The sequence below is a fragment of the Mycobacterium sp. KBS0706 genome (assembly GCF_005938675.2).
In the GTDB taxonomy this organism is placed as follows: Bacteria; Pseudomonadota; Alphaproteobacteria; order DSM-16000; family Inquilinaceae; genus Inquilinus.
Window position 1 is genome coordinate 63,479 of sequence record NZ_VCCH02000018.1, and the last position, 26,594, is coordinate 90,072.

Genomic DNA, 26,594 nt, shown 5'->3' on the forward strand with positions numbered 1-26,594 from the left:
CCGGAATCCTGGCGCCGAAGCGGGGCGCGGCAAAGCATAATTCGCCGCGCCCCGTATGATCAGGCTGCGAGGGCAGTGGCCTCCGCAGGCGGCTGCGCCTCGGCCTCCAGCCGGGCGATCGCGGCGGCGAGGGGCAGCGACTCCTGCCGGCCGTCGCGGAAGCGCAGCGCCACGGTGCCGTCCCGCGCCTCGCGCGCGCCGATCGCGGCCAGCACCGGCACCCCGTCGGCATGGGCGTCGACGATCTTGCGCGACAGCCGCTCCGGCCGGGCGTCGAGGGCGACGCGCAGCCCCGCCGCCTCGAAGGCTTCGGCCACCCGGCAGGCCGGAACGGCGTCGTCGGCGCCGATCGAGGCGACGACCAGTTGCTCCGGCGCCAGCCACAACGGCAGCTTGCCCTCATGATGCTCGAGCAGGATGCCGATGAAGCGCTCCAGGCTGCCCAGCACGGCATGGTGCAGCATCACCGGCAGCTGGTGGTTGCCGTGCTCGTCGACATAGGCGGCGCCGAGCCGCTCCGGCATCACCAGGTCGAGCTGGATGACGCCGCATTGCCAGCGCCGGCCGCGGCTGTCGCGCAGGTGGAACTCCAGCTTCGGGCCGTAGAAGGCGCCCTCGCCAGGCAGTGTCTCGAAATCGAGCCCGGCCTGCCGCGCCGCATCCGCCAGCGCCGCCTCGGCCCGGTCCCAGACCTCGTCCGACCCGGCGCGCTGCGCCGGCCGCGTGGCGAAGGCGACGTCGAAATGGTCGAAGCCGAAATCGGCGTAGATCCGGCGCAGCAGGCTGCAGAACCGCGCCACCTCGGCCTCGACCTGCTGCTCCAGGCAGAACACATGGGCGTCGTCCTGCACGAAGCCGCGAGCCCGCATCAGCCCCTGCAGCGCGCCGGACGGCTCGTTGCGGTGCACGGCGCCGAACTCGAAATAGCGGATCGGCAGCTCGCGATGCGACCGCACGCGCTTGTTGAAGATCTGGACGTGGCCGGGGCAGCTCATCGGCTTCAGCGCCATGATCCGGCCCTCATCGGCCACGGCGTACATCTGGGCGCCGAATTTCTGCCAATGGCCGCTGCGGTTCCACAGGCCGCGGGCCAGCAGCTGCGGTGTCCGCACCTCGCGGTAGCCGGCCCGGGCCATGCGCCTTCGGACATGGTCTTCGACCACGCGGTAGAGCGCCCAGCCGCGCGGGTGCCAGAAGACCATGCCGGGGCCGTCCTCCTGCTGGTGGAACAGGTCGAGGCGGTTGCCGAGGCTGCGGTGATCGATGTCGTCCATGGGAAGTCTCCGTTGCGTTGGACCGGCGCAGGGAGAGCCCAGAAAGACCAAGGGCCCCGTCCGTTGCCGGCGGGGCCCTTTGGTGGTCGGCGAGGCACTGTCCGATCAGCGCACACGACCTCCGCACGACCCGCCTGTGGCGGTGGTCGTTTTGGTGGTCGCGGTAATCATCGAACGGATGGCGCTCATGACTTCAGTAGAGCCATGGCCGGCAGACGGCGTCAACTGCGATGCAACGCGGAGGAGGGCTGCCGTGTTGATGGGGCGGGACTTGTCACAGGCTGGGCGCTTCGCTATATTTGTCTCAAACGAGATCAAAGATCTCAAATGAGTTCGACGAGAGGAGCGGTTCGATGATGGCGCAAGAGGCGGCGGTGGTACCGCGCGGTGCCGAAGGGCGGTTGGCCCGGGCGGGGCTGAGCGCCTTCTTCAACATCGTCGAGGCCTGGGGGCTGAAGGACGAGGAGAAGCGCGTGCTGCTGGGCCGCCCGTCCAAGGCCACCTTCTACCGCTGGAAGGCCGGCGCGACCGGCCATCCCTCGGCCGACACGATGGAGCGGATCTCCTACATCCTCGGCATCTACCGGGCGCTGCAGATCCTGTTCAAGGACGCCAAGCTGGCCGATGGCTGGGTGCGACGGCCGAACATCGCCTCGCCCTTCGGCGGGCGCTCGGCGCTCGACCGCATGCTGTCGGGCAATGTCGCCGACCTGTTCGTGGTCCGCCGCTACCTGGATGCGGAGCGCGGCGGTTGGGGTTGATGCAGGCCGCCATTCCGGTCCGCCAGGTCGACTGGCCCGAATGCTGGCGCATCATTCCCAGCCGGTATCCGCCGATCGATCTGTTCGAGCGGGTGGCGCCGCCGGAGGATTGGGAGCTGCTGATCGAGCTCGAATCCCGGACCAACGACCGGCTGCGCGACCAGGTCGGGCAGATTTCGCTGGTGCCGCTGGAGGAGCGGATGAGCGGGGCGGGCACCAGCTTCATCATGGCGCCCTTCACCCATCTGCACCCGGACGGCAGCCGCTTCACCGACGGCACCTACGGCGCCTATTACGGCGCTGCGGCGCTGGACACGGCGGTGGCGGAGACCAGCTATCACCGCGCCCGCTTCTTCGCGGCGACGGCGACGCCGGCGACCACGATCGACATGCGGGTGCTGATCAACAGCCTGTCCGGCGAGCTGCACGATATCCGCGACCTGGGCGCCGAGCTGCCCGGCGTCTACGACCCGCTCGACTATTCGGCCGGCCAGGCCCTGGGGCGGCGGCTGCATGGCGACGGCGCCTTCGGCATCGCCTATGACAGCGTCCGCCACGACGGGGGGCAGTGCGCCGCGGTGTTCCGGCCGCGCAGCGTGCTGACCCCGGTGACCCAGGAGCGGCACCTGTCCTATCACTGGGACGGAACCCGGATCGCTGCAGTACACGAGATCCGGGCGCTGCAAACGTAGCGAGCCGCATAGCCGATCTCCGTTCGTTAGGGCTGGGAATATCGGGGCAGCCCACCGATATTGTGCCCCACGGTTTCACGAGGTTCGGTCGCGGCGCGGCCGTCGGGGTATTCGATGCAGGCACCGGTCGAGATCCGCACCACCGTCACCATCCCGATCCTGGACGGGGCGGTGAAGGGCGTGTTCCACACCTTCGACGGCTTCGCCGATGGCGGCGAGCATTTCGCCATTGCCCTCGGGCCGAGAGGCCGCGACGTGCCGCTGGTCCGAGTGCATTCCGAATGCCTGACCGGCGACGTCTTCGGCTCGCAGCGCTGCGATTGCGGTCCGCAGTTGAACGATGCCCTGCATCGCATTGGAAAAGAAGGCGGTTTCGTCCTCTACCTGCGGCAGGAGGGGCGCGGCATCGGCCTCTACGCCAAGCTCGACGCCTATGTGCTGCAGGACCAGGGGCTCGACACCTACGAGGCCAATGAGCGGCTGAACTTCCCGCATGACATGCGCGATTTCACCCCCGCGGCGCAGATGCTGCTGGCGCTCGGGGTGAAGCGGATCCGGCTGCTGACCAACAATCCCGACAAGGCGAAGCAGCTCGAGGCCGCCGGGATCGAGATTGTCGAGATCGTGCCGACCGGCGTCTTCGTCACCGAGCACAACATCCAGTACCTTGAAGCCAAGGTGAAGAAGCACGCACACCGGATTGATCTGTCGGATATTTCCGGTGGGGCCAAAGTGCTGCCCCTGGCTGTCGGCGACACCCCGGGGGTGCGCCGCCTGGGCAAGCCTTGACGCAGGCGGCCGCGCTCTCGCTGCGGCCGGGCTTCGGTTTCGGCGGCGTCCTCCGCGACACGCTGCCGGAGCCGCTGCGCGACGCGGCACCGCCCACCCGGACGGCGGGCGACGACGAAGCCTGGATGCTCGACACGCTGCGGACGGCGATGACCCATAACGGGCTGTCCGACCCCAACCCGGTGGTCGGCTGCGTCATCGTCCGCGACGGCCGCGTCGTGTCGCGCGGCGCCACCGAGCGGATCGGCGAGCGCCATGCCGAGCGCGTCGCGGTCGAGGCGATGGCCGATCGTGCGGCGTTCCGCGGCGCCACCGCCTATGTCACGCTCGAACCCTGCAGCCATCACGGGCGCCAGCCGCCTTGCGCCGACCTCCTGGCGTCGCTCGGCCTGGCGCGCTGCGTTGTGGCCCTGCGCGACCCGTTCCCGCTGGTCGACGGCACCGGCCTGGCCCGGTTGCAGGCGGCCGGCGTCGCCGTCAGCGTCGGGACATTGGCGCCTGAGGTGGCGGCCTGGCACGCGCCCTTTCTGCTGCGGCAGCGGCTCGGCCGGCCGCTGGTGGCGGCGAAATGGGCGCAGACGCTGGACGGCCAACTCGCCTATGACGACGGTGCCGAGCGCTGGCTGACCGGCAAGGCGGCGCGCGCCCACACCCATTGGCTGCGCCAGAAATACGACGCCATCCTGGTCGGCGCCGGCACCGTGCTGGCCGACGATCCCGCCCTGACCGTGCGCGACGCCGCCGGCGACCGGCACCGCCATCCCCTGCGCCTGGTCTACGACCCGAACGGCCGGGCCCTGGCCGCCCTGCCGCAGCGGCTGGAGCGCTGGAAGTCCGGGCTGCTCTCGGCCGACGCGCCGACCGTGTTCCTGCTGGGCGCCGCCGCGGCGCGGCAGGCGGCGGCGCTGGAGGCCCTATTGCCGCCCTCGGCCGCCCTGCTGGCGCTGCCGGACGGGCCGCCGGTCGACGCCCTGTTCGACGCCCTGGCCGGCCCGGCCATGGTGGCGCGGCTCGGCCGGCCGGTCGCTTCGGTCATGGTCGAGGGCGGCCCGCGCCTGCTCGGCCTGCTGCTCGAGGCCGGCCGCGTCGACCTGGCCCATGTCTTCATTGCGCCCGTGATCGGCGGCGGCCAGCGCAACCGCATCGCCTTTCCCGGCAGCGCCGCCGCGACACGAGACTGGCGGCCGATCGCGACCGCGGCCCTCGGCCCGGATCTTCTGGTCGAATACGTGTCGCCGGCCGTGGAATCGCATGTGGCGCGGCTTGTCGACGCCGGCATCGATCCGTCGCCACTTCGCCATGGCTAAACGGCGGCGCGCATTGTACCGTGCGCGCCCTGCGGTCCGGTGCGCCGGACCAGACCTGTGATGTCTCGGCCGGGCCAGCCCGAACCGACCGAATTTTGAGAGCTTGCCGTCGATGATGTATTTCGCCCCGTGGAAGAAGGTCACCATCCTGGTGGTGTGCCTCCTCGGCGTGATCCTGAGCCTGCCGAACCTCCTGCCGCGCAGCACGCTCGACGCGCTGCCGTCCTGGATCCCGGCGCGGCAGATGAATCTCGGCCTCGACCTGCGGGGCGGTTCCTACCTCCTGCTGGAGGTCGACATGAAGGCGGTGGTCGACGCCCGCCTCGCCAACATCCAGGATTCGATCCGCAGCCTGCTGCGGCGCGAGAACATCACCTACAGCGATCTTTCGGTGAACGACCATTCGGTCAATTTCACCCTGGCCGACACCAGCCAGGCCGAGCGGGTGCGCACGCTGCTGGCCGAGAACCTGCTGACCGGCGCCGTCGACCCGCTGGCCGGGGGCAAGCGCGACCTCGACATCAGCGTCGGCAGCGACGGCAAGGCCAGCCTGACCCTGACCGAGGTGGGGCTGCGCGACCGCGAGGCCCGGGCGGTCGAGCAGTCGATCGAGATCGTCCGCCGCCGCGTCGACGAGAGCGGCACGCGCGAGCCGCTGATCTCGCGCCAGGGGTCGAGCCGCATCCTGCTGCAACTGCCGGGCGAGCAGAACCCCGACCGTATCCGCCGCCTGCTGGGCCAGACGGCGAAGATGACCTTCCACCTGGTCAATCTCGACTACCAGCAGGGCCAACCGGTGCCGCCGGATACCGAGGTGCTGCCGATCGAGAATCCGCGGCCGGGCGAGCGGACGTCGATCGCCGTGCGCAAGCGGATCGAGGTCGACGGCGCCAACCTGACCGACGCCCGCGCCGGCACCAATTCGCAGAACGGGCAATGGGTGGTGAATTTCGAGTTCGACAGCGCCGGCGCCCGCCGCTTCGGCCAGGTCACCCAGGCCAATGTCGGCAAGCCCTTCGCCATCGTGCTGGACGACAAGGTCATCACCTATCCGAACATCAACGAGCCGATCCTGGGCGGTCGCGGCCAGATCAGCGGCAATTTCAGCGCCCAGAGCGCCAATGACCTGGCCGTGCTGCTGCGCGCCGGCGCGCTGCCGGCACCGCTGACCATCGTCGAGGAGCGGACGGTCGGCCCCGACCTGGGCGCCGACGCCATCCAGGCCGGCATCATCGCCGTGGCCGTCGGCTTCGTCCTGGTCATCACCTACATGCTGCTGGCCTACGGGCTGTTCGGCCTGTTCGCCAACATCGCCCTGGTCATGAACATGGTGCTGACGGTGGCGATCCTGTCGCTGCTTGAAGCGACGCTGACCCTGCCCGGCATCGCCGGCATGCTGCTGACCCTCGGCATGTCGGTCGATGCCAACATCCTGATCAACGAGCGATTGCACGAGGAGACGAAACGGGGGCGGTCGCCGTTCTCGGCGATGGATGCGGGCTTCAGCCGGGCCTTCGGCACGATCTTCGACGCCAACATCACCTCGCTGATCAAGATGGCGATCCTGTACACGCTGACCACGGGCCCGGTGCGCGGCTTCGCCGTCACCACCGGGATCGGCATCCTGACCTCGATGTTCACCGCCATCGTGCTGGTGCGGTTCATGATGGTCACCTGGATCCGCCGCAAGCGCCCCACCGTCCTGCCCGTGCTGAGGAAAGCGTGATGTTCTGGCTCCGTCTCGTCCCGGACGACACCAAGATCCCGTTCATGCGGGGCCGCATCGCCGGCCTCGCCACCTCGGCCTTCCTCAGCATCGCCTCGGTCGTCCTGTTCTTCCATCCCGGGCTGAACTACGGCGTCGACTTCAAGGGCGGCATCGCCATCGAGATCCAGACGCCGCAGCCGGCGGACTTCTCGGTGCTGCGCACCGGGCTCGAAGAACTCGGTCTCGGACAGGTCCAACTGCAGCAGTTCGGCTCGCCCAATGACGTGCTGATCCGGATGGAGGCGCAGCCGACCGAACAGCAGCAGCAGGTGGCGCTCGACACGGTCAAGAAGACCCTGACCGACACCGTGCCGGGCACGGTGATCCGCAGCGTCGATTCGGTCGGCAGCACGGTCTCGGGCGAGCTGTTCCAGAACGGCATGCTGGCGCTCGGCCTCGCCCTGGTCGCCATGCTGTTCTACATCTGGTTCCGCTTCGAATGGCAGTTCGGCGTCGGCGCCGTGGTCACCATGATCCTCGACGTCACCAAGATGATCGGGGTCTATGCCGTCACCGGCATGCAGTTCAACCTGACCTCGATCGCGGCGCTGCTGACCGTCCTCGGCTATTCGGTCAATGACAAGGTCGTGGTCTATGACCGGGTGCGCGAGAACCTGCGGCTCTACAAGTCGATGCCGCTGCGTCAGTTGATCGACCTGTCGATCAACCAGACGCTGAACCGCACCATCGGCACCTCGCTGGCCACCTTCCTGGCCTGCCTGCCGCTGGCGATCTGGAGCGGCGAGGCCCTGCAGCAATTCGCCATCGTGATCCTGATCGGCGTCGTCGTCGCCACCACCTCCTCGATCTTCATCGCGGCGCCGATCCTGCTGTTCCTCGGCGAGGACAAGCTGTTCCGCAAGAAGGCGCCGCCGGCGGCCCCGGCGGACGGCAAGCCGGCGGGCAAGGGGGCCTGATCCGGCGATGGCGGCGCGGCCGATCCTGATCGGCAGCGAGGTCTACCGGCATTCCAGCTACGGGCCGAAGCATCCGCTCGCCATCCCGCGGGTGTCGACCGCGCTCGACCTGATCCGGGCCCAGGGCTGGCTGGCCGAGGGGCAGTACCGCGACGGGCCGCTGGCAGGGCCGGGGGCGCTGACCCGGTTCCATCATGCCGACTATGTCGCCGCGGTGCAGGATGCCGAGCGCGATCAGGATCTCGATCCGGCGCGCCGGCAGCGCCACAATCTCGGTGGCATCGAGAACCCGATCTTCGGCGAGGTGTTCCGCCGTCCCGCCACGGCTTGCGGCTCCTCGCTGCTCGGCGCCGGCCTGGTGGCCGAGGGGGCGGTGGTCTACAGCCCGGCCGGCGGGCTGCATCACGGCCGGCCCGACCGCGCTTCCGGCTTCTGCTACTTCAACGACCCGGTGCTGGCGATCCTCGACCTGCTGGACCGGGGCGTCGACCGCATCGCCTATCTCGACGTCGACGCCCATCACGGCGACGGGGTGCAGGACGCCTTTGCCGGCGACCCTCGGGTGCTGACCGTGTCAGTGCATGAGGCGAAGCGCTGGCCTTTCACCGGCGCCGTCGAGGACCGCGGCGGCGGCAACGCCCGCAACCTGGCGGTGCCGCGCGAGCTGAACGACGACGAGATGGCGGCGGTCCGCGACCAGGCGCTGCTGCCGCTGGTCGAGCGGTTCCGGCCGCAGGTCGTGGTGCTGCAATGCGGCGCCGATGCGCTGCACGATGATCCGTTGAGCCGCCTGTCGCTGTCCAACCGCGCCCTGTGGGACGTGGTGGCGGCGGTGCGCGACGTCGCGCCGCGCCTGCTGGTGCTCGGCGGCGGGGGCTACAATCCCTGGACCGTGGGCCGCTGCTGGGCCGGGGTCTGGGCGGTGCTGAACGGCCTCGACCCCGCGGCGCCGCTGACGGTGGAGTCCTGCGCGGTGCTGGCCGGCCTGTCCTGGTCGCGCCGTCGCGGCACCCCGCCCGAACCCGACTGGTTCGACCGGATGGACGACCCGCCGCGGCCGGGCCTGGTGCGGCCGGAGGTCCAGGCTGCGATCCGTGCCGTCATGACCCCCTGACGAGATGGGACGACCGATGAAGACGCTCCTCGCCGCTTTCGCCCTGCTGCTTGTCGCCGCCGGCCCCGGCTCGGCGCAGGAGGCGACCCAGCCGAAGACCAGCGACCTCACCATCGAGACCGCGGCCGGCAAGAGCTTCCACTTCACGGTCGAGCTGGCGCTGACGCCGGAGCAGCAGCAGCGCGGCCTGATGTTCCGCGAGAAGATGGCGCCGGACGCCGGCATGCTGTTCGTGTTCGACGGGGCCGAGCCTCGGGCCTTCTGGATGAAGAACACGCTGATCCCGCTGGACATGATCTTCATCCGCACCGACGGGACGATCGCCAACATCCTCGAGAAGGTCCCGCCGCAGACTCTGGACCCCCGCACCTCCGACGGGCCGGCCAAAGCGGTGCTGGAGCTGAACGGCGGCATCGCCCGCTTCCTCGACATCAAGCCCGGCGACCGGGTGGTCCACCCGCTGATCGCCGCGGTCAAGGGCTGAGGTCAGCGCGGCTTGGTGGTTTCCTCGTTCGGGCCGGGCAGGGGCGGGGCCCAGCCGCGGCCGGCGGCGATCATGCAGGCCTGCCCGTCCGGCCCGGTATAGATCAGCGTCCAGCTCTGCCCCCTGGGCGCCGCGAACAGCTCGACCCGGCCGCCGCTGTTGGCGGTGCCGGCGCCGGCCGGCGTTTCCTGGAAGCTGCGCGCCAGATAATCCACGACCACGTCGTGCGGGCCGCAGGAGGCCGGCGCCGCCTCGACCGGGGCCGCCAGAAGAATACAGGAAAGTGCGATCGCGGCCGCACGGGCCATGCCTGCCTCGAAGCCGTGTTGGAGTCTCTGCGGCCGGGAGGCCAGGAAAACGATATAATCGGCTCGCCTCGGCCAGACCAGCCGGATCGGAGGCAGCCTTGCGCCGGAAATCGCTGATCCGGCCGTGAAAGGGCGACACTATTGCGGGCCGAGGGGAATGCCGGACACCAGGACTGAGATCGAGCCGAGGCTGCGGGAGGCGGCGCCGCCGCCCTTGCCTGCACCGGCCCGGACGGCGCGCAAGGCACCCCGCCGGCGTCGCCTCCTGCTGGGTCTGCTGATCCTCGCCCTGCTGGCCGCCGGCGGGGCCTGGTACCGCTGGGGCCGGGCGGCGGCGCCCGACCAGCTCTGGCTCACCGCCACGGCCGAGCGCGGCGACATCGAGGATGCGATCACGGCGCTGGGGACGCTGCAGCCGGTCAGCTATGTCGATGTCGGCACCCAGGTCTCCGGCCAGCTTAGGACCCTGCATGTCGCGATCGGTGACCGAGTGAAGGCCGGCGACCTGCTGGCCGAGATCGATCCCACCGTCTACCAGTCGCGGGTCGAGGCCGACCGGGCGCAGATCGCGAACCTCGCAGCCCAGCGGGCCGAGAAGGAGGCGCAGCTGCTGCTGGCCCGGCAGCAGGCCGAGCGGCAGCGGAATCTGAAGGCGTCCCGCGCCACCAGCGACGACGCGCTGCAGGTGGCCGAGGCGGCTTATGCCGCGGCCCAGGCCCAGCTCGACGCGATCGATGCCCAGACCCGGCAGATTCAGTCGACGCTGAAGGGCGACGAGGCAAATCTCGGCTACACCAAGGTCTACGCGCCGATCGACGGCACGGTGGTGTCGCAGTCGGCGCGCCGGGGCCAGACCCTGAATGCCAACCAGTCGGCGCCGATCATCGTCCAGGTCGCAGACCTCGCGACCATGACCGTCGAGGCGCAGGTGTCCGAGGCCGATGTCAGCCGGTTGCGGCTCGGCATGACCGCCTATTTCACCACCCTCGGCATGCCCGACAAGCGCTGGTACGGGGCGCTGCGGCAGATCCAGCCGACGCCGGAGGTGGTCAACAACGTCGTGCTCTACAACGCGCTGTTCGACGTGCCGAACCAGGACGGCGCGCTGATGACGCAGATGACGGCGCAGGTGTTCTTCGTCTCGGCCGCCGCCCAGGACACGCTGCTGGTGCCGGTCTCGGCCCTGTCGGGCCTGTCGCCCGGGACCTCCTCGGCCGCGCCGGGGCGGGCCACGGCCCGCGTGCTGAAGCCGAGCGGATCGATCGAGACCCGCATGGTCAGTGTCGGCGTCACCAACCGGGCGCAGGCGGAGATCCTGAGCGGGCTGGAACCGGGCGAGCAGGTCATCACCGGCTCCCGTCGTCCGAACGCCGAGCCGGCCCCGAGCCAGACCCGGCGCCCGAGGATCTGATGGACATCCGCGAGCCGATACCGATGACGTCCGGCCAGGCCGCCGTCCGGCCGCTGGTGTCGCTGCGCGACGTCACCAAGACCTATGTCAACGGCGACCTGGCGGTGGAGGTGCTGCACGGCATCTCGCTCGACATCCACCCGGGCGAGTTCGTCGCCATCATGGGCGCCTCGGGCTCCGGCAAGTCGACGCTGATGAACATCCTCGGCTGCCTCGACCGGCCGACCACCGGCACCTACCGGGTCGACGGCACCGATGTGGCGACGCTGGACCGCGACGCCCTGGCGCATCTGCGGCGCGAGACCTTCGGCTTCATCTTCCAGAGCTACAACCTGATCCCGTCGGCGACCGCAGCCGAGAATGTCGAGGTCCCGGCGATCTATGCCGGCATCGCCGCCGCCGAGCGGCGCGAGCGGGCGGAGCAGCTGCTGGGTTCGCTCGGCCTCGCCGACCGCACCGGCCACCGGCCGAACCAGCTGTCGGGCGGCCAGCAGCAGCGGGTGTCGATTGCCCGCGCCCTGATGAATGGCGGCCGGGTGATCCTGGCCGACGAGCCGACCGGGGCGCTGGACAGCCGCAGCGGCGCCGAGGTGATGGCGCTGCTCAAGCGGATGAGCGAGGCCGGCCGCACCGTCATCCTGATCACCCATGACCGGGCGGTGGCGGAGCATGCGAACCGGCTGATCGAGATCCGCGACGGGCACATCGTCGGCGACAGCGGCGCGCGCGGACCTGCGGCGGTCGTGGCCGCCGGCGATGCGACCCGTGGCGGCGATGCCGGCACTCTCGGCGTTGCCGACATGGCGGAGGCGGTGAAGATGGCGCTGCGGGCCCTGCGCGCCAATCTGTTCCGCACCATCCTGACCCTGCTCGGCATCGTCATCGGCGTCGGCGCGGTGATCGCCATGCTGGCCATCGGCGACGGCGCGAAGCAGTCGGTGGTCGACCGCATCTCGGCCATGGGCACCGACCTGCTGCTGATCCGCCCGGCCCAGAGCAACAACCGCACCACCGACGGCGTGATCGCGACGCTGGTGCCGGAGGATGCCGAAGCGCTGGCAGAGCTGCCGAACGTCGCCGCCGCGGTGCCGGAGCTGATCGGCACCGTCACCCTGCGCTATGGCAACACCGACTACTCGACCCAGGCCGATGCCACGACGCCGGACTTCACCCGGGCCCGCGACTGGTCGGTCGAGCGCGGCAGCTTCATCTCGGCGGGGGACCAGGCCAGCTATGCCCCGGTAATTGTGCTGGGCCAGACCGCGGCGCGGATCCTGTTTCCGGACGGCGCCGACCCGCTGGGCCGCTATGTCCTGGTCAACAACATCCCGTTCCAGGTGATCGGACTGATGGCGGCGAAGGGTGCGACGCCCTACGGCGCCGACCAGGACGACATCGTGTTCATGCCGTTGTCGACCGGCAGCCTGCGGGTGTTCGGCAAGCGCTTCGTCCGCTCGATCACGGTGCAGGTCGAGGACACGGCGCTGATCGACCAGACGCAGGCCGATGTCCAGGCGCTGCTGGAGGCCCGGCATCGCCGCCAGGACGTGCAGATCCGCAACATGTCGTCGCTGATCGAGACCGTCTCGGCGACCCAGAACACGCTGACCATCCTGCTCGGCTCGGTCGCCGCCATCTCGCTCTTGGTCGGCGGCATCGGGGTGATGAACATCATGCTGGTCAGCGTCACCGAGCGCACGCGCGAGATCGGGGTACGGATGGCGACCGGCGCCCGGATGCGGGACATCCTGCAGCAGTTCATCACCGAATCCGTGGTGGTCTCGGCGATCGGCGGCGCCATCGGCGTGGTCGGCGGCCTCGGGGTGGCGGCGGCGCTGCAGGCCTTCGGCACGCCGATCCTGTTCTCGCCCGGGCCGGTTCTGCTGGCCTTCGGCTGCGCCTTCCTCACCGGTCTGATCTTCGGCTACATGCCGGCGCGCAAGGCCGCCACCCTCGACCCCGTCGTCGCCCTGTCCGCCGAGTGACCATGTCCTACCGCTTCCATCGCCCTCTCGCGGCGGTCCTGGCCGTCGCCCTGCTGGCCGGCTGCGCCGGGCCGGAGGACGACAGGCCCGCGCTCGACATCCCCGGCGGCTGGAAGGCGGAAGGGCCGGCCGGCACCACCTGGCCGGAAACGGGCTGGTGGCGCAGCTTCGGCTCGTCCCAGCTCGACGGGCTGATCCTGACCGCCCAGCGGAACAACCAGGATATCGGCGCCGCCGTCGCCCGGGTGCTGCAGGCCGACGCCCAGGCGCGGATCGCCGGCGCGCCGCTGCTGCCCAGCGTCGGCGCCACCGGCGACGCCTCGCATTCGGTGTCGCCGGAGCGCGCCAGCAGCTTCGGCACAGGTTCCAGCCGGACGATCAGCGACCAGTTCTCGGCCGAGCTCTCGGCGAGCTACGAGATCGACCTCTGGGGCAAGAACCGGGCGGCGCTGCAATCGGCGCAGGCCTCGGCCCTGGCCAGCCGCTACGACCGCGACACCGTCGCCCTGACGGTCACGTCCAGCACCGCCACCACCTACATGCAGGTGCTGGAATTCCAGGACCGGCTGGCGATCGCGCGCGACAACCTCGCCAATGCCCAGCAGGTGCTGAACGTGGTGCTGGCGCAGGAGGCGGCGGGCGCGGCCTCGGCCCTCGACGTGGCGCAGCAGCGCACGGTGGTGGCGCAGCAGAAGGCCGCGATCCCGCCGCTGGAGCAGCAGCGCCAGCAGACCGAGACCACGCTGGCCCTCTTGCTCGGCGAACCGCCGGAGCGCCTGTCGATTGAGCGTCAGTCGCTCGACGACCTCAAGATCCCGGTGGTGGCCGCGGGCCTGCCGTCCTCTCTCCTCGACCGCCGGCCGGATATCCAGAACGCCGATGCGCAGCTGCTGGCCGCCCGGTTCAACGCGAAGGAGGCGAAGGCGCAGCTGTTCCCGTCGATCCAGCTGACCGGCTCGGGCGGGGTCCAGAGCGCGGCGCTCGGCACCCTGTTCAACTCCGCCAACACGCTCTACAGCCTCGCCGCCTCGCTGACCCAGCCGATCTTCGAGGGCGGTGCCTTGCGGGGCCAGGTTCAGCTCACTGAGGCGCAGTACCAGGAGCTGGGGCAGACCTATGTGAAGACCGTGCTGGCCGCCTTCGGCGATGTCGAGAACGCGCTGATCGCCACCCAGCAGACCGGGCTGGCCTACCAGGCGCAGCAGGAGGTGGTGGCCCAGGCGCGCGAGGCGTTCCGCCTGTCCGATGCGCAGTACCGGGCCGGGGCGGTCGACCTGCTGACCGTGCTGAACGCGCAGCAGAGCTACTTCTCCGCCCGCGACCAGCTGGTCCAGGCCAAGTCGAACCGGCTGCAGGCCGCGGTCGCCCTGTACAAGGCGCTGGGTGGCGGCTGGTCGGCCGGATCGGTGGCCGTCGCTACCTCAAAATAGGTATGGGAGGTTCCTCCAAACGGAGCATGGGGCCCGTCCGGAATTCCGTCACGTTGCCGACCGATGCTAGGCTTTGCATCGCAGCATCCGGGCAGGGGGACTCCGGATTGGATGGGTTGGATCGTACGGCCCTCCTGATTGACCGCATCTATGCGGCACTGGTCGGGGAGATCGGCTGGGAACTGGTTCTGCACGAGGTCGCGACCTGCCTGCCGAATGGCAAGGCGGCGCTTTTCTTCCACGACCTCGACAGCGGCAATGGTGCATTCTCGGTGAACACCGGCTTCTCGGCGGACGCGGTGGTTGCCTATAGCAGCCATTTCAGCCGGGTGAATCCGTGGATGCCGGCAGCGGCGCAGCGCCCGGTCGGGTTGGCAGTGCGGGCGGAGCAGATGCTGCCGCGCAGTGAGCTCCAGCGGACCGAATTCTACGCCGATTATCTGACCCCGAACGGCCTCGGCACCGCCGTAGGAGTCACGGTGTACAAGGAGGAGCGCTGCAACTTCATGCTCAGCGTGCTGGGCGCGGAGGCCGACGACGCCACCGTGGACCGTGCCCGCGCGCTGCTGGGCCAGCTGGCGCCGCATCTGCGCCGGGTCTTCGCCTATTACCGCCGCTCGCCCCAGGCCGGCGCCGCATTGCATGGCGGCCTGTCGGTGCTCGACCTGCTCGGCATCGGTCTCGTACTCGTCGCGCCGGACCGCAGGATCCGCCACTGCAACCAGGCGGCGGAAGCTCTGATTGCCGCCGGCGGCGCGGTCGGCCAGGACGGAGAGGGCCGTCTGCGCTTCTCCTCGCCCGATGTGACGGCCGCCCTCGACCGCGCCTTGGGAACGATCCGCATGGGCCTGTCGCGCGGCCTGCTCGACACCCAGCTGCTGCGGCGCGACGGTGGCCGGCCACCGTTGCGCGTCCGCTTCGTGCAACTCGATCCGTCTTCGGTGCAGGCCTTCTTCGCCGGCGCCGCGGCGATGGTGCTGATCGAGGACCCGGCGATCTCCTCCGTCGCCGCACGGATCGAGAGCGCCCGCGCCGCCTATGGCCTGACCGCGGCCGAGCTGCGTGTGGCGCGGCGGCTGATCGAGGGGCTGACCCCGGCCGAGATCGCCGCGGTCGACGGCGTCTCGCCGCTCACCGTGCGCAGCCAGCTGAAGAGTATCTTCGCCAAGACCGACACCCGCCGCCAAGCCGAGGTGGTGCGGAAGCTGTCGGCGGGGGTGCTGTAGGGGAGGGGCTACACCGTACAGCGGATCAACCGGCGAGGCTCCGCAGCCGCGATGTCCAGCCGGCGAAGAAGGCGCACTCGGCTTCCATTCGGGACAAGCCTATCCGTTGGGCCGCGATCGGCCCGTGCAGGGTCTTCCGGTAGTGCGGCGCTTTGAGCTCACGCTCCAGATGGGCGGCCGGATTGGAGTTCGGACGCTCATTGATGTGTTCGGGCGAGGCGGCTTGACTCCTGATCGCCGCCAGACTGGGTTCCGCCCTCTTCCATTCTGACTGGACGCCCGCCAACGTGGCTACGTCGCTGAACAGCAGGGCCTCAAATTCATAAGGCTGAATGTAGGGAATGAACCGGTCGGGCCGGCATCCGGCCTCGCCGACGATATCGGCATGGAATGCGGTGGCAAGCAGTTCCAGCCGTTGCTCGAGATCGGTCAGAGCCTTGGCCTCGGCCGCTTTCGGAAACCGCTTGTCCAGCCTGTGGAGGTCGAACAGGGTCGTGACAACCGGGGAGCTCTTATTCGCAAGGAACCGGCAGAGAGCACGCCGGACCCGCTCATAATTCAGGGCGCCGCCGCTATGGCCGGGCGAGGTCTCGATGAGCTTGGCTGACAAGGTCAGCCCTTGCCCGGACAGAGAGGGTGCCAGGACATCGCGAACAAAGGTTTCCTCGGTCTGCCCTTCACAGACGACGAAGACAAGCATCATCGCGCGGGCCTGCCCCCCAGGATATTGCGCTTCCACAATTCGCCCAGGCTGTACTCCTCCAACCACTCGCCCAGCCCGTCGGCATCGAGGCGTTTCAGCGTCGTGGCGCCGTCTTGCCGCTCGGCGACGACCACATCGGCAGGGGTGAAACAGTTGAGCAGCTCGACCGATTGCGTCGAGACGATCACCTGCTTGGTCTCGGCGACCTGGCGGAGCATGTCGGCCAAGAGATTGATGGCATAGGGGTGCAGGCCGAGCTCCGGCTCGTCGATCAGGACCGTGTCGGGCAGCAGCGTTTCCGGCTGCAGCAGCAGGGTGGCCAAGCATATGAAGCGAAGCGTACCGTCGGACAGCATATGGGCCTTGTAGGGCGTGTCCGGATCGGTCTGCTCGAACCACTCCAGCTCGATGGGGTCCGGCAGCGGATCGCGAATGTTGAAATCGCCGAAGAACGGCGCCGCCAGCTTGATCGTGTCGACGATCCGTCGATAGACCTCCGGAAACCGCGACTGCAGCATCGCCAGATAGGCAGCCAGATTGTCGGCAGCCGGCTTCAGGCGCAGATTATCGTTGCTGTGGTGGGGCCGCTTTACGGCCGCCGAATCGCCAGTGTCATGGAAATGATACTGGCGCCAGCTCCGCATCGCGGTTCGCACATAGCTGCTGACGGGCTGCCGGTCATCCCGCAGCTTGGCTTCGTCATGGGCTGCTCCGAGAGGAATAGGCTTGGGCCCGAAATCGCGTTGGACCCAGACCTCCTCCCGGCCGAAGATCAGTCGGTTGTCGGCCGTGGGGGTCAGGCCGATGCGGTAGCCATTGGTGAAGCCGTGAAATGCATCGAAATAGACTTCGATATCGAGTTGCCGCGTCTGCTTCCGACCGCCGAACAAGAGCGCGTCCGGCCCGCCTTGCTGCTGCACGAAGGTCTGGAGGTTGCCGTTGGCCAGGGCGGCCAGAAATCTGAACGTGCTGATGAAATTGCTTTTGCCTGCGCCATTGGCCCCGATCAGGACGTTGAGGCTCCGAAGCTCGAATTCCTCCAGATTCGCGATGGACTTGTAGCCGCGGATGGTGACGGTCTTCAGCTTCATCAATCGTCCTTCGCGAAGGCTGACGCCTCCGACCTTCGCCCGGCGTCATCAGATAGGAAAACGCAGGCCTTGGCCAGCGCCGCCTCGCCGTAAGGACGATGGGGGGCTTACCCTTCGCCCGCGCCCCGCTTCCGCGCCAAGGCCACGCCGTCGCCGATCGGGATCAGCGAGAAGTCGACCCGCTTGTCGTCGCGCAGCATGGCGTTGACCCGGCGGATCGCCTCGGTGCCAGGCGTGCGGTCGGCGGGGTCGGCCACCCGGCCGCTCCACAGCGCGTTGTCGACCAGCAGCAGCCCGCCGGGGCGCAAGAGGCCGATCGCCGCTTCGACATAGGCCGGGTAGTTGTCCTTGTCTGCATCGACGAAGACCATGTCGACCGTGCCGGCCCAATCCGCGCGCGTCAGCTCTTCGAGCGTGTCGAGGGCCGGCTGCAGGCGCAGCTCGATGCGGTCGGCGACACCGGCCTCCTGCCAGTAGCGCCGGGCGACCGAGGTCCATTCGGCGCTGACGTCGCAGCACAGCAGCCGGGCTTCCGGCGGCAGCGCCAGCATCACCGCCAGCGCGCTGTAGCCGGTGAAGGTGCCGATCTCGACCAGCCGGCGGGCGCCGAGCATCCGGGCCAGCAGGGCCATGAACTGGCCCTGCTCCGGCGTGATCTGCATCCCGGCCCGGTCGGCCGCGACCCGGCGCGTCTCCTGCCGCAGCCGGGCCAGGATCTCCGGCTCGCGCAGCGAGGCGTTGAGCAGGTAGGTCTGGAGAGCGTCGTCGAGGCCGATGCTCATGGCGTCACATGCACGCTGGGGTTGCGCTGCACCGGCACCGGCCGGCGCAGCTCGTTGCGGATCTTCATCGCCTCGAACACCGGGGCGGTGCCGGGGCGCGGCACGAAGCGGCCTTCGCCGCGCTGCACCTTCAGCTCCTTGTTCTCCCACACCACCTTGCCCTGGCTCAAGGTGATGACCGGCAGGCCGCGCACCTCCATGCCCTCGAACACATTGACCTCGATGTTCGAGTGCTGGGTGTCGGCGCTGATGGTCTTGGTCGCCGCCGGGTCCCAGACCACGAGGTCGGCGTCGGCGCCGGGCGCGATCACGCCCTTCTGCGGGTAGAGGTTGAAGATCTTCGCGGCATTGGCCGAGGTGGCGGCGACGAACTCGCTCGGGGTCAGCCGGCCGGTGTTGACGCCGTGGGTCCACAGCACCGCCATGCGGTCCTCGATGCCGCCGGTGCCGTTCGGGATCAGGGTGAAGTCGTCGATCCCCATCCGCTTCTGCTCGGTCCGGAAGGCGCAGTGGTCGGTGGCGACAACCTGCAGGCTGCCGGCGGTCAGCCCGTCCCACAGCGACTTCTGGTGTTCCTTGGAACGGAAGGGCGGGCTCATCACCCGGGCGGCGGCATAGGCCCAGTCCTTGTTGCGATACTCGCTCTCGTCCAGGGTCAGGTGCTGGATCAGCGGCTCGCCATAGACCCGCTGGCCATTGGCGCGGGCACGGGCGATCGCCTCATGCGCCTCGCGGCAGGAGGTGTGGACGATATAAAGCGGCACGCCGGCGGCGCCGGCGATCATGATGGCGCGGTTGGCGGCCTCGCCCTCGACCTCGGGCGGGCGCGACAGGGCGTGGCCCTCCGGCCCGGTGATCCCGGCCTCGAGCAGCGCCTTCTGCAAGAGCCAGACGATGTCGCCGTTCTCGGCATGCACCATCGGCAGGGCGCCGAGCTCGCGGCAGCGGGTGAAGCTGTGCATCAGCACGTCGTCATCGACCATCAGGGCGTTCTTGTACGCCATGAAGTGCTTGAAGCTGTTGACGCCGTGCTCGGCCACCAGCGTGCCCATCTCCTCCCGCACCTGGTCCGACCACCAGGTGATGGCGACATGCAGCGACCAGTCGGAGACCGCCTTCTCGCCCCATTCGCGCCACTGCCGGTAGCCGTCCAGCAGACTCTGCTGCGGGCCGGGGATGCAGAAGTCGATGATCATGGTGGTGCCGCCGGACAGCGCCGCGGCGGTGCCGGTGTAGTAATCGTCCGCCGCCACCGTGCCCATGAACGGGAACTGCATATGGGTGTGCGGGTCGATCCCGCCCGGCAGCAGGTAGCTGCCCGAGGCGTCGATCACCCGGGCGCCGGTCGGGGCGGCGAGGTCGGGGCCGACGGCGACGATCCTGCCGTCGTCGCAGATCACATCGGCGCGGAAGCTGCGGTCGGCGTTCACCACTGTGCCGCCCTTGAGTGCGATCGTCATGGCCGGCGCTCTCCTGTTGTCGCGTGCCTTGTCCCTGTTGCCGGGCAGAGTGGGACGGATCGCGAGGCGAGGCAAGATCGATCCTGACCGTTTGGTCAGGGCCGAGCCAGGACGAAAAAAGCCGGGACCCGAGGGGCCCCGGCGAGGTCAGGGAGGAAAGCGGCTCATGCGGAGCCGATGGATACGTTACGTATCTTCAGTTGAGGTGTCAATACATATCGTATCGTTTTCGATCAGTCGCGCATCACCCATTTGACCGGCACCGCCCATTCGATCGCGACGTCGGAGATCAGCGGCGCGTTGTAGCTGAACAGGGTGAAGAAGCCGGGGCCGCTGCCGCGCATCAGGATCTTGACGAAAGTCCGGCCATCGGCCAGGCGGATCACGCATTCGCGGCCGATCAACTGGTCCGGATCGGCCTGGACGTTGCGGTAGTAGATGATGTCGCGGTCGCGGAAGGCGGGGGCCATCGAATCGCCGCGGACGATGACGGCGACGGTGTGCTCGTCGGCCGCCGGCGGGGCGTCGGCCTCGTCGATCCGTTCGGTCGACTGGTCGCCCTCGAACATGTGGATCTCGGCGCCGGCGCCGACATGGCCGACCACCGGCACCATCGGCCGCAGGCCCGCCGGCGCGCCTTCGCCGGTCAGCAGCCAGGCCTCGGAGACGCCGAACGCGGCGGCGTAGCGCCCGGCGGCGTCGCGGCGCAGGCCGCGCAGCCCGGATTCATGGGCGCGGTAGGTGATCGGGCTCCAGCCGAAGGCACGGGCGGCGTCCGCCGCGGTCTCGTGACCGGCCTTGGTCCGCGCCAGCACCAGGCGTTGATGCGGTTCCAGCATGCGCGGGATTTAGCACGTTTTGTAATCTGCGGACAATTCATTTCGTATTGCCTTAACGAGATACGAAACGTATCGTCATTCCATGGAAGAGATCATCGCAACCTTCGACGACCTGTTCACCCGATGGCCGAGGCTGGGCTATCTCTCGGCCGATCTCGGCGTCTCGCCGCAGCATCTGCGGATGATGCGGGTGCGCAGATCGATCCCGGTGCGGTTCTGGCCGCGCCTGGTCACCGCCGCCGCCAGCCGCGGCATTGCCGGCCTCGACTACGAGCTGCTGGTCCGGCTGCACATCCCGGAGGAGCCGCAGTGCCCCGCGCCCGCCATTCCGACATGGAGACCTTCATGAGCACCCTGCCGACCCTCGAGCAGATCGAGGGCATGCCGATCGCCGCCGTCGCGGCGCTGCCGGCCGAAGCGCTGGCCCAACTGGTCGACGATCTCGTCGTCCTGGTCGAGCACAGCCGCCGGCTGCAGGCGGTGATCGCCGCCGCGCTGGCCCTGCGCAGTGGCCGGCCCGCCCTGCAGGTCGCCGGCGGCCGCGAGGTCGAGCGGTGGCTGCGATGAGCGAGCTGCGCAGCAGCCTGGCGTGGCGCCAGCTGCGCCGGCCGTTGGAGGCTGAGCGCCTGCGCCGGATGCGAGCCGAGGCATGGCAAGGCCAGGGCGTCGTCGTGCTCAGGCCGGAAGATGTCGAGGACGACTGGATCCGCCAGGCGATCGTGAACGAGGCCGACCGCCTCTACGGCAAGCGGAAGACGGAGCCGTGACGGCGAATGTGCCGTCAGGCCTTGCCGCCGAACAGCGCCTCGGCCCGGCGCCGCATCTCCTCCGGCGCCACGTCCTCGATGTGGGTGGCGATGCTCCAGACATGGCCGAAGGGGTCGACCACCGTGCCAAGCCGGTCGCCGTAGAACTGGTCGGCGACCGGCCGCGCCAGGGTGGCGCCGGCGGCCAGGGCGCGCTCCACCACCGCGTCGACATCCTCGACATAGAGGTGCAGCGACACCGGCGTTCCGCCGATGGCAGGCGGGCTGGACCAGCCGGTCTCCGGCATCTCGTCGGCCAGCATCACCAGGCTGCCGCCGATCGTCAGCTCGGCATGGCCGATGGTGCCGCCGGGCGCATCCATGCGCAGCCGCTCGGCGGCGCCGAAGGCGGTGCGGTAGAAGTCGATCGCCGCGGCGGCGCCGCGGACGATCAGATAGGGGGTGAGCGTGGGATAGCCGTCCGGAATCGGCTTCACCTGCGCGGCCATGGCCTCCTCCCTGAGAAGAGCATCAGCGCGTTCGGTCGCGCCCTGCGGCGATCATACAGGATGTGCGCCGGGGCGGGCAGGGTGGGGCAGGACGGTGCGATCGCCGATCGCGGCATCGCCGCCTCCGGCAGCACTCGTGCCGGGCAGCAATTCCCGCACCGACCGGATGATGCGATCCGGCCGGATGATCGATTCCGGCGGCAGGCCGTCGCCGGTCCCGTCGACCCAGATCGCATGGATGCCCAGGCGCTGCGGCGCCGCCACCTCCCATTCCAGGTTGTCGCCGACCATCCAGGCCTCGGCAGGATCGATCCCCAGCACCTGCAGGGCATGGCGGTAGGCGCGCTCCTCCGGCTTGCCGAAGCCGTGCTCGCCCTCGATCTGGATGTGGTCGAACCGGTGCGCCAGGTCGAAGCGCGTGATCTTGGCGCGCTGGGCTTCGGCCGCGCCGTTGGTGACCAGAGCCAGGCGGACGCCGAGCGCCCGGAAGCCGTCGACCACGCCATGGGCATCCGGAAACAGATGCATCTGCTCGTCGCGATAGGCGGTGAAGCGGTCGGCGAGACGGTGGAGGACCGCGGCGGCCGGGATCGGGCGGCCGCCGGCGGCAAGAGTGTCGAAGGCACCGGCCACGATCAGGCGCCGGGCCTCGCCGATCTTCTGGCGCCAGATCCGGTGGCGCTCCGCATCGGCCCAGAAGCCGCGCGAGAAGGCGCCGATTGCGGCGGCGATCTCGGCGGAGGACCAGGGGGCCAGCGCCTCGGAGAATTCGGCGGCGACGGCGAGCCAGGCGACGTCCGGCCGGCCATAGGCGGAGATCAGCGTCTCATCGAGGTCGAACAGGATCGCGCGGGGCAGCAGCATCTGTGGCCGTCGGTCGGCGGAGGAACGCTGCATTTGCGCCGGGCCTGCCGTCCGGCGCAAGCGTATCCCCTGCGGTCAGGGCCGCGGCGGCTTCGCCCGTGGATGCTTCTGGGAGGGACGATGGGGACGATCCTCCTCGATCCGGATGTGCCGGTCCTGCGCGTCCGGCCGGCGGATCGAGGAGGCGAAGCGGCCCGCGGCGTGGCGGGCGATCTCGACCCGGCTCTGCCGCTCGGCGATCTCGATCCGGCCGATCTCGGCCTTGGTGACATGGCCGCGGCGGCACAGGAAGGGCAGCAGCCAGCGCGGATCGGCGTTGTTGGCGCGGCCGACATTCAGCCGGAACCAGACCGATTCGCCGTCATCCTCGCGGGGCGCGCCGCCCTCGCGGGCGGGACGGGGCGGGCGCCGATCGGCCGAGGCGGAGCGCTGCTCGGGCGGCGGCGACAACTCCTCCGGCGCGGGCAGGAGGCTGCGATGCAGGCGGACCAGGGCGACGGCGAGATCCTCCGGGCTGCGCTCGGCCAGGAGGGCGCGGGCGCCTGCAAGGTCCTCTTCCGTCGCCGGCTCGGCCAGGACCGTGTCCTGGGCCAGCCGAGCCTGGTCGCGGGCGCGGATCTCGTCCGCCGCCGGCGGCGGCGACCAGGCCGCCTCGACCCGGGCGGCGCCGAGCAGCCGTTCGGCCTGGTAGCGGCGGTTGAACGGCACCAGCACGACGCTGACGCCCTTGCGCCCCGCCCGGCCGGTGCGGCCGCTGCGATGCTGCAGGACCTCGGCGTCACGCGGCAGCTCGGCATGGATGACCAGGCCGAGATCCGGCAGGTCGAGCCCGCGCGCCGCGACGTCGGTGGCGACGCAGACCCGCGCCCGGCCGTCGCGCAGCGCCTGCAGCGCCCGGTTGCGCTCGACCTGGCTGAGCTCGCCCGACAGCGCCGCCACGGCGAAGCCGCGCTCCAGCAGGTTGCCCTGCAGGCGGCGCACCGCCTCGCGGGTGGAGCAGAACACGATGGCGCCGCGCGCCTCGAAGAAGCGCAGGATGTTGACCACGGCGCGCTCCGCCTCATGCGGCGCGACCGGCATGGCCCGGTATTCGATATCGCGATGCGGCTCGTCGCGCGCCGACATGGCGATGCGCAAGGCATCGTGTTGGAAGCGCCGGGCGAGGGCGATGATCTCCTTCGGCAGCGTGGCCGAGAACAGCAGGGTCCGGCGCTCCGTCGGCGCGGCGTCGAGGATCGCCTCGAGATCCTCGCGGAAGCCGAGGTCCAGCATCTCGTCGGCCTCGTCCAGCACCACGGCGCGCAGGGCGGAGAGGTCGAGCTGGCCGCGCTCGATATGGTCGCGTAGGCGCCCGGGCGTGCCGACGACGATGTGGCAGCCGGCGGAGAGCAGGCGCTGCTCGCGCCGGGCGTCCATGCCGCCGACGCAGGCCAGGACGCGGCCCCCGGCCGGCTGATACAGCCAGTCCAGCTCGCGCTGGACCTGCAGCGCCAGCTCGCGGGTCGGGGCGATCACCAGGGCGATCGGCGCCCCGCCCGGACCGAGGCGCTCGGCATCCCCGAGCAGCGTGCGGCCGAGCGCCAGGCCATAGGCCACGGTTTTGCCGGATCCGGTCTGGGCCGAGACCAGCAGGTCGCGCTCCGCATTCTCGGCTTGCAGCACCGCGGCCTGGACCGGGGTGGGCTCGGCATAGCCGCGTTCGGACAGGGCGCGCAGCAGGCTGGCGGGGGCGGGGGAAAAAGGCATGTCGCACAAGACCCTAGGTTCGAGCCGTGGCGGACACTGCTCCTGGGAATCCCGACCTTCCAATGCCGCAGGACGGCCGCCGCATCGCTGCGGGCCGGTCCAACGGCGGGAGATCTCTGGATCGTCGCGCGCATCGATACGCGACCCGGGCGCCGCGCACAAGGGCTGCACCGCCCTCGGGGTGCGACGGTTTCGCCCTGCCGATCACGATCGGCGCCGACGGGCGCGGTCGATCGCCCGGCTCACTCGGCCGCCGATGATGCTGCCGCGGGGATCGGCGCGGCGGGACCGGCGAGGCTGCCTTCGAAGAGGGGCCGCGACCTGCCGATCTCCCCGGCGAGATAGTCGAGGAACACGCGCACCCGGGCAGATTGGCGCAGGTCGGGATGGGTCAGCAGCCAGAGATCGGCCGCGAAATCGGGATCGGGCGGGGCGAGGCGGACCAGCGAGGGGCGGACATCGCCGATGAAGCAGGGCAGATGCCCGATGCCGAGCCCGCTCTCGACCGCCTCCGCCAGGCCGAGGACGGTGTTGACCTTGTACACGACCCGCTCTGGCGCGACGTGCTGCCGGACGAAGCGCACCGCCTTCAGCCCCGCGAGGTTGTCGCCGAGCGACACCCATGGCCGGTCGGTGAGATCCTGCAGGGCGGGGAATTCGGGCCGCGGGAAATCGGCGGCGCGCCCATAGAGCGCCCAGGCGATCCGGGCGACGCGCCGCCCCACCAGCGTCTCGGGCGGGCGGTCCGTGGCCCGGATCGCGACATCCGCGTCGCGCTTGGACAGGTTCAGGGGCTCGTTGCTGAGCACGACGTCCAGCCGGACATCGGGGCACTGGCGCTGGAACCGCGCGAAGAGCGGGGTCAGCAGGTGGATCAGCAGGGAATCATTGGTGGTGACGCGCAGCTCGCCGGCCGGCGAGATGGTCCGCCCCGAGACCTTGCGGGTGAAGCCGGTGATGTCGTCGTCCACCCGGGCCGCCAGCTCCACCATCTCCTCGCCGACCGGCGTCGGGACGTAGCCGGAGCGGTGCCGTTCGAACAGCGTTGTGCCGAGCGCCTGCTCGACCTGCCCGAGGCGGCGGAAGACGGTCGAGTGGTTGAGGCCGAGCTGCGCTGCCGCCCCCTGCAGCCCGCGGGCGTCCGCGATGGCCTTGATCAGCCGGAAATCGTCCCAGGAGATGTTGCTGAAGGGCTCGCCCATATCCTTGATCCTGCTCGCCTCGCGGAGGGTGATGGGGACAGGCTGTCCCTTTCCGCTCTGCAAGGTGGATTGCCTTGCTGCAGGAGCATCTTTGCACGTACGCAAACGTTCGGCCATCGGCTTCCGGCGCATCCGGTACTATCTCATGGCTCAGGCGGGCCGGTCGGGCCTGCAGTTCGGAGGCACATCATGCGCAGCAGCGGCATTCATCACGTCACGGCGATCGCGGGCGCCGCCCAGCGGAACCTCGACTTCTACACGCGGGTGCTCGGGCTCCGCATGGTCAAGAAGACGGTCAATTTCGACGATCCCGGCACCTACCACTTCTACTACGGCGACGAGACCGGCCAGCCCGGCACGATCCTGACCTTCTTCCCCTGGGCCCATGTCGCGCCCGGACGCCTCGGCGTCGGCGAGACCCAGGAGACGGTGTTCCGGGTGCCGGAAGGGGCGATCGGCTACTGGGTGCAGCGCTTCGTCGAGAAGGGCGTGCCGCATCAGGCGATCGAGCAGCGCTTCGGCGAGACCGTGCTGGCCTTCAAGGACCCGGACGGCATGCGCCTCGCGCTCGTCGCGGTGCCGGGGATCGAAAGCGAGCCGGCCTGGGCCGGCGGCGAGGTCCCTGCGGAGCATGCGATCCGCGGCTTCCACAGCGTCAGCCTGCTGCTGGAGGATTCGGCGCCGACCGGCGCCGTGCTGACCGACGTGTTCGGCTTCACCGAGGTCGGGCGGGAAGGGACCGTTGTCCGCTATCGGGCCGGCGACACGGCGATCGGCGGCATCGTCGATCTCCGCGCCGCCGGCGGGTTCCTGCCCAGCCGTCCCGGCGCCGGGTCGGTCCACCACATCGCGTTCCGCGCGGTCGACGATGCGGCCCAGGCCGAGATGGTGCAGCGGCTGGTCGAGAACCACCGGCTGCTCACCACCGAGCAGAAGGACCGCAACTACTTCCGGTCGGTCTATTTCCGGGAGCCGGGGCATGTGCTGTTCGAGATCGCCACGGACATTCCGGGCTTCGCGGTCGACGAGCCGGCGGACACGCTCGGCCAGGCGCTGAAGCTGCCGCGGTTCCTGGAGCCGCGTCGCGCCGAGATCGAGCGGATCCTGCCGGCCGTCGCCTGACGGACGAAACCTTGCCGGACGCTGCTGTCCCTGCGGCGTCCGGACTCCCTCTCTCGCCAGGAGC

Annotated in this window: 27 protein-coding genes; 16 read left to right on the forward strand and 11 right to left on the reverse strand. The window is 69.8% G+C overall.

Features of this window, described 5'->3' with window-relative positions:
* Positions 1-59: 59 nt before the first annotated feature.
* Positions 60-1,274, reverse strand: a complete 1,215-nt coding sequence (gene thrS, locus FFK22_RS12400) for a threonine--tRNA ligase (RefSeq protein WP_138889912.1) — start codon at positions 1,272-1,274, stop codon at positions 60-62.
* A gap of 353 nt (positions 1,275-1,627) precedes the next feature.
* Here thrS and FFK22_RS12405 point away from each other — a divergent pair, with 353 nt between their 5' ends.
* The 8 genes from FFK22_RS12405 to FFK22_RS12435 all read left to right on the forward strand — a co-directional run bounded on the left by FFK22_RS12405 (position 1,628) and on the right by FFK22_RS12435 (position 9,106).
* A complete protein-coding gene (locus tag FFK22_RS12405) occupies positions 1,628-2,035 on the forward strand; it encodes an MbcA/ParS/Xre antitoxin family protein (RefSeq protein ID WP_221938555.1) in 408 nt (135 codons plus the stop codon).
* Positions 2,035-2,727, forward strand: a complete 693-nt coding sequence (locus FFK22_RS12410) for an RES family NAD+ phosphorylase (RefSeq protein WP_138889913.1) — start codon at positions 2,035-2,037, stop codon at positions 2,725-2,727. Before FFK22_RS12405 ends, FFK22_RS12410 begins: the two co-directional genes overlap by 1 nt.
* A gap of 114 nt (positions 2,728-2,841) precedes the next feature.
* Entirely contained in the window at positions 2,842-3,516 is a 675-nt protein-coding gene (gene ribA, locus FFK22_RS12415) for a GTP cyclohydrolase II (protein WP_138889914.1), read from the forward strand.
* Positions 3,513-4,823, forward strand: coding sequence for a bifunctional diaminohydroxyphosphoribosylaminopyrimidine deaminase/5-amino-6-(5-phosphoribosylamino)uracil reductase RibD (gene ribD / locus FFK22_RS12420; RefSeq protein ID WP_138889915.1), 1,311 nt, complete (start codon positions 3,513-3,515; stop codon positions 4,821-4,823). Before ribA ends, ribD begins: the two co-directional genes overlap by 4 nt.
* A gap of 112 nt (positions 4,824-4,935) precedes the next feature.
* The gene (secD, locus tag FFK22_RS42890) at positions 4,936-6,549 is read left to right on the forward strand and encodes a protein translocase subunit SecD (protein ID WP_186002435.1); all 1,614 of its coding nucleotides are present in this window, start codon (positions 4,936-4,938) and stop codon (positions 6,547-6,549) included.
* On the forward strand, positions 6,549-7,508 hold the full coding sequence (gene secF, locus FFK22_RS42895) for a protein translocase subunit SecF (RefSeq protein ID WP_186002436.1): 960 nt from the start codon (positions 6,549-6,551) through the stop codon (positions 7,506-7,508). Before secD ends, secF begins: the two co-directional genes overlap by 1 nt.
* 7 nt (positions 7,509-7,515) lie before the next feature.
* Entirely contained in the window at positions 7,516-8,622 is a 1,107-nt protein-coding gene (locus FFK22_RS12430) for an acetoin utilization protein AcuC (RefSeq protein ID WP_138889916.1), read from the forward strand.
* Between the two features lie 16 nt (positions 8,623-8,638).
* Positions 8,639-9,106, forward strand: a complete 468-nt coding sequence (locus FFK22_RS12435; protein WP_221938556.1) for a DUF192 domain-containing protein — start codon at positions 8,639-8,641, stop codon at positions 9,104-9,106.
* A 2-nt stretch (positions 9,107-9,108) separates the two neighbouring features.
* On the opposite strand, the gene FFK22_RS12440 is transcribed toward FFK22_RS12435, so the two are convergent.
* Positions 9,109-9,414: a hypothetical protein gene (locus tag FFK22_RS12440; protein WP_138889918.1), complete on the reverse strand. Its 306-nt coding sequence runs from the start codon at positions 9,412-9,414 to the stop codon at positions 9,109-9,111.
* 157 nt (positions 9,415-9,571) lie between these two features.
* Here FFK22_RS12440 and FFK22_RS12445 point away from each other — a divergent pair, with 157 nt between their 5' ends.
* The 4 genes from FFK22_RS12445 to FFK22_RS12460 all read left to right on the forward strand — a co-directional run bounded on the left by FFK22_RS12445 (position 9,572) and on the right by FFK22_RS12460 (position 15,466).
* Positions 9,572-10,825 (forward strand): efflux RND transporter periplasmic adaptor subunit, encoded by a 1,254-nt coding sequence (locus FFK22_RS12445; protein ID WP_138889919.1) that lies wholly within the window; start codon positions 9,572-9,574, stop codon positions 10,823-10,825.
* Positions 10,825-12,810: a MacB family efflux pump subunit gene (locus tag FFK22_RS12450; RefSeq protein WP_306770101.1), complete on the forward strand. Its 1,986-nt coding sequence runs from the start codon at positions 10,825-10,827 to the stop codon at positions 12,808-12,810. Before FFK22_RS12445 ends, FFK22_RS12450 begins: the two co-directional genes overlap by 1 nt.
* A gap of 2 nt (positions 12,811-12,812) precedes the next feature.
* A complete protein-coding gene (locus FFK22_RS12455; protein WP_138889920.1) occupies positions 12,813-14,240 on the forward strand; it encodes an efflux transporter outer membrane subunit in 1,428 nt (475 codons plus the stop codon).
* 116 nt (positions 14,241-14,356) lie between these two features.
* Positions 14,357-15,466 (forward strand): helix-turn-helix transcriptional regulator, encoded by a 1,110-nt coding sequence (locus FFK22_RS12460; RefSeq protein ID WP_186002437.1) that lies wholly within the window; start codon positions 14,357-14,359, stop codon positions 15,464-15,466.
* A 25-nt stretch (positions 15,467-15,491) separates the two neighbouring features.
* Here the strand turns inward: FFK22_RS12460 and FFK22_RS12465 are convergent, their stop codons facing one another.
* The 5 genes from FFK22_RS12465 to FFK22_RS12485 form a co-directional block, all read right to left on the reverse strand.
* Positions 15,492-16,169, reverse strand: coding sequence for a DUF4276 family protein (locus FFK22_RS12465; protein ID WP_138889922.1), 678 nt, complete (start codon positions 16,167-16,169; stop codon positions 15,492-15,494).
* Entirely contained in the window at positions 16,166-17,260 is a 1,095-nt protein-coding gene (locus FFK22_RS12470) for an AAA family ATPase (RefSeq protein WP_138889923.1), read from the reverse strand. Before FFK22_RS12470 ends, FFK22_RS12465 begins: the two co-directional genes overlap by 4 nt.
* 107 nt (positions 17,261-17,367) lie before the next feature.
* Positions 17,368-18,042 (reverse strand): O-methyltransferase, encoded by a 675-nt coding sequence (locus FFK22_RS12475; protein ID WP_138889924.1) that lies wholly within the window; start codon positions 18,040-18,042, stop codon positions 17,368-17,370.
* Complete coding sequence (gene hydA / locus FFK22_RS12480; protein WP_138889925.1) at positions 18,039-19,502, reverse strand: dihydropyrimidinase; 1,464 nt, start codon at positions 19,500-19,502, stop codon at positions 18,039-18,041. The genes FFK22_RS12475 and hydA overlap by 4 nt, the downstream gene beginning before the upstream one ends.
* 233 nt (positions 19,503-19,735) lie before the next feature.
* On the reverse strand, positions 19,736-20,341 hold the full coding sequence (locus tag FFK22_RS12485) for an XRE family transcriptional regulator (protein WP_138889926.1): 606 nt from the start codon (positions 20,339-20,341) through the stop codon (positions 19,736-19,738).
* A gap of 82 nt (positions 20,342-20,423) precedes the next feature.
* Between FFK22_RS12485 and FFK22_RS12490 the strand changes: the two genes are divergently transcribed.
* From FFK22_RS12490 to FFK22_RS12500, 3 genes are read left to right on the forward strand one after another with little or no spacing between them, the layout of a single operon-like run.
* Positions 20,424-20,690 carry a hypothetical protein gene (locus FFK22_RS12490; protein WP_138889927.1) on the forward strand — a complete coding sequence of 89 codons (267 nt, stop codon included), beginning with the start codon at positions 20,424-20,426 and terminating at the stop codon, positions 20,688-20,690.
* Positions 20,687-20,908, forward strand: a complete 222-nt coding sequence (locus tag FFK22_RS12495) for a hypothetical protein (protein WP_138889928.1) — start codon at positions 20,687-20,689, stop codon at positions 20,906-20,908. The genes FFK22_RS12490 and FFK22_RS12495 overlap by 4 nt, the downstream gene beginning before the upstream one ends.
* Positions 20,905-21,108: a hypothetical protein gene (locus FFK22_RS12500; RefSeq protein ID WP_143956811.1), complete on the forward strand. Its 204-nt coding sequence runs from the start codon at positions 20,905-20,907 to the stop codon at positions 21,106-21,108. Before FFK22_RS12495 ends, FFK22_RS12500 begins: the two co-directional genes overlap by 4 nt.
* A 14-nt stretch (positions 21,109-21,122) precedes the next feature.
* Here the strand turns inward: FFK22_RS12500 and FFK22_RS12505 are convergent, their stop codons facing one another.
* From FFK22_RS12505 to FFK22_RS12520, 4 genes are all read right to left on the reverse strand, one after another.
* On the reverse strand, positions 21,123-21,596 hold the full coding sequence (locus FFK22_RS12505; protein ID WP_138889930.1) for a VOC family protein: 474 nt from the start codon (positions 21,594-21,596) through the stop codon (positions 21,123-21,125).
* 51 nt (positions 21,597-21,647) lie between these two features.
* Entirely contained in the window at positions 21,648-22,460 is an 813-nt protein-coding gene (locus tag FFK22_RS12510; protein WP_138889931.1) for an HAD family hydrolase, read from the reverse strand.
* 75 nt (positions 22,461-22,535) lie between these two features.
* Positions 22,536-24,206, reverse strand: a complete 1,671-nt coding sequence (locus FFK22_RS12515; protein ID WP_138889932.1) for a DEAD/DEAH box helicase — start codon at positions 24,204-24,206, stop codon at positions 22,536-22,538.
* A gap of 242 nt (positions 24,207-24,448) precedes the next feature.
* Positions 24,449-25,408, reverse strand: coding sequence for a LysR family transcriptional regulator (locus FFK22_RS12520; protein ID WP_138889933.1), 960 nt, complete (start codon positions 25,406-25,408; stop codon positions 24,449-24,451).
* Positions 25,409-25,597: 189 nt separating this feature from the next.
* Between FFK22_RS12520 and FFK22_RS12525 the strand changes: the two genes are divergently transcribed.
* Positions 25,598-26,530: a ring-cleaving dioxygenase gene (locus FFK22_RS12525; protein ID WP_138889934.1), complete on the forward strand. Its 933-nt coding sequence runs from the start codon at positions 25,598-25,600 to the stop codon at positions 26,528-26,530.
* Positions 26,531-26,594: the final 64 nt, after the last annotated feature.

Bases quoted from the DNA above. Each gene is read 5' to 3' on its own strand.
- FFK22_RS12430 (WP_138889916.1), top strand. From the start codon at position 7,516: ATGGCGGCGCGGCCGATCCTGATCGGCAGCGAGGTCTACCGGCATTCC.
- FFK22_RS12500 (WP_143956811.1), top strand. From the start codon at position 20,905: ATGAGCGAGCTGCGCAGCAGCCTGGCGTGGCGCCAGCTGCGCCGGCCG.
- thrS (WP_138889912.1), bottom strand. From the start codon at position 1,274: ATGGACGACATCGATCACCGCAGCCTCGGCAACCGCCTCGACCTGTTC.
- hydA (WP_138889925.1), bottom strand. From the start codon at position 19,502: ATGACGATCGCACTCAAGGGCGGCACAGTGGTGAACGCCGACCGCAGC.
- FFK22_RS12475 (WP_138889924.1), bottom strand. From the start codon at position 18,042: ATGAGCATCGGCCTCGACGACGCTCTCCAGACCTACCTGCTCAACGCC.
- FFK22_RS12440 (WP_138889918.1), bottom strand. From the start codon at position 9,414: ATGGCCCGTGCGGCCGCGATCGCACTTTCCTGTATTCTTCTGGCGGCC.
- FFK22_RS12445 (WP_138889919.1), top strand. From the start codon at position 9,572: ATGCCGGACACCAGGACTGAGATCGAGCCGAGGCTGCGGGAGGCGGCG.
- FFK22_RS12455 (WP_138889920.1), top strand. From the start codon at position 12,813: ATGTCCTACCGCTTCCATCGCCCTCTCGCGGCGGTCCTGGCCGTCGCC.
- FFK22_RS12525 (WP_138889934.1), top strand. From the start codon at position 25,598: ATGCGCAGCAGCGGCATTCATCACGTCACGGCGATCGCGGGCGCCGCC.
- FFK22_RS12450 (WP_306770101.1), top strand. From the start codon at position 10,825: ATGGACATCCGCGAGCCGATACCGATGACGTCCGGCCAGGCCGCCGTC.
- FFK22_RS12470 (WP_138889923.1), bottom strand. From the start codon at position 17,260: ATGAAGCTGAAGACCGTCACCATCCGCGGCTACAAGTCCATCGCGAAT.
- FFK22_RS12520 (WP_138889933.1), bottom strand. From the start codon at position 25,408: ATGGGCGAGCCCTTCAGCAACATCTCCTGGGACGATTTCCGGCTGATC.
- secD (WP_186002435.1), top strand. From the start codon at position 4,936: ATGATGTATTTCGCCCCGTGGAAGAAGGTCACCATCCTGGTGGTGTGC.
- FFK22_RS12465 (WP_138889922.1), bottom strand. From the start codon at position 16,169: ATGATGCTTGTCTTCGTCGTCTGTGAAGGGCAGACCGAGGAAACCTTT.
- FFK22_RS12410 (WP_138889913.1), top strand. From the start codon at position 2,035: ATGCAGGCCGCCATTCCGGTCCGCCAGGTCGACTGGCCCGAATGCTGG.
- FFK22_RS12495 (WP_138889928.1), top strand. From the start codon at position 20,687: ATGAGCACCCTGCCGACCCTCGAGCAGATCGAGGGCATGCCGATCGCC.
- FFK22_RS12510 (WP_138889931.1), bottom strand. From the start codon at position 22,460: ATGCTGCTGCCCCGCGCGATCCTGTTCGACCTCGATGAGACGCTGATC.
- FFK22_RS12515 (WP_138889932.1), bottom strand. From the start codon at position 24,206: ATGCCTTTTTCCCCCGCCCCCGCCAGCCTGCTGCGCGCCCTGTCCGAA.
- ribA (WP_138889914.1), top strand. From the start codon at position 2,842: ATGCAGGCACCGGTCGAGATCCGCACCACCGTCACCATCCCGATCCTG.
- FFK22_RS12405 (WP_221938555.1), top strand. From the start codon at position 1,628: ATGATGGCGCAAGAGGCGGCGGTGGTACCGCGCGGTGCCGAAGGGCGG.
- FFK22_RS12435 (WP_221938556.1), top strand. From the start codon at position 8,639: ATGAAGACGCTCCTCGCCGCTTTCGCCCTGCTGCTTGTCGCCGCCGGC.
- FFK22_RS12505 (WP_138889930.1), bottom strand. From the start codon at position 21,596: ATGGCCGCGCAGGTGAAGCCGATTCCGGACGGCTATCCCACGCTCACC.
- secF (WP_186002436.1), top strand. From the start codon at position 6,549: ATGTTCTGGCTCCGTCTCGTCCCGGACGACACCAAGATCCCGTTCATG.
- FFK22_RS12490 (WP_138889927.1), top strand. From the start codon at position 20,424: ATGGAAGAGATCATCGCAACCTTCGACGACCTGTTCACCCGATGGCCG.
- FFK22_RS12485 (WP_138889926.1), bottom strand. From the start codon at position 20,341: ATGCTGGAACCGCATCAACGCCTGGTGCTGGCGCGGACCAAGGCCGGT.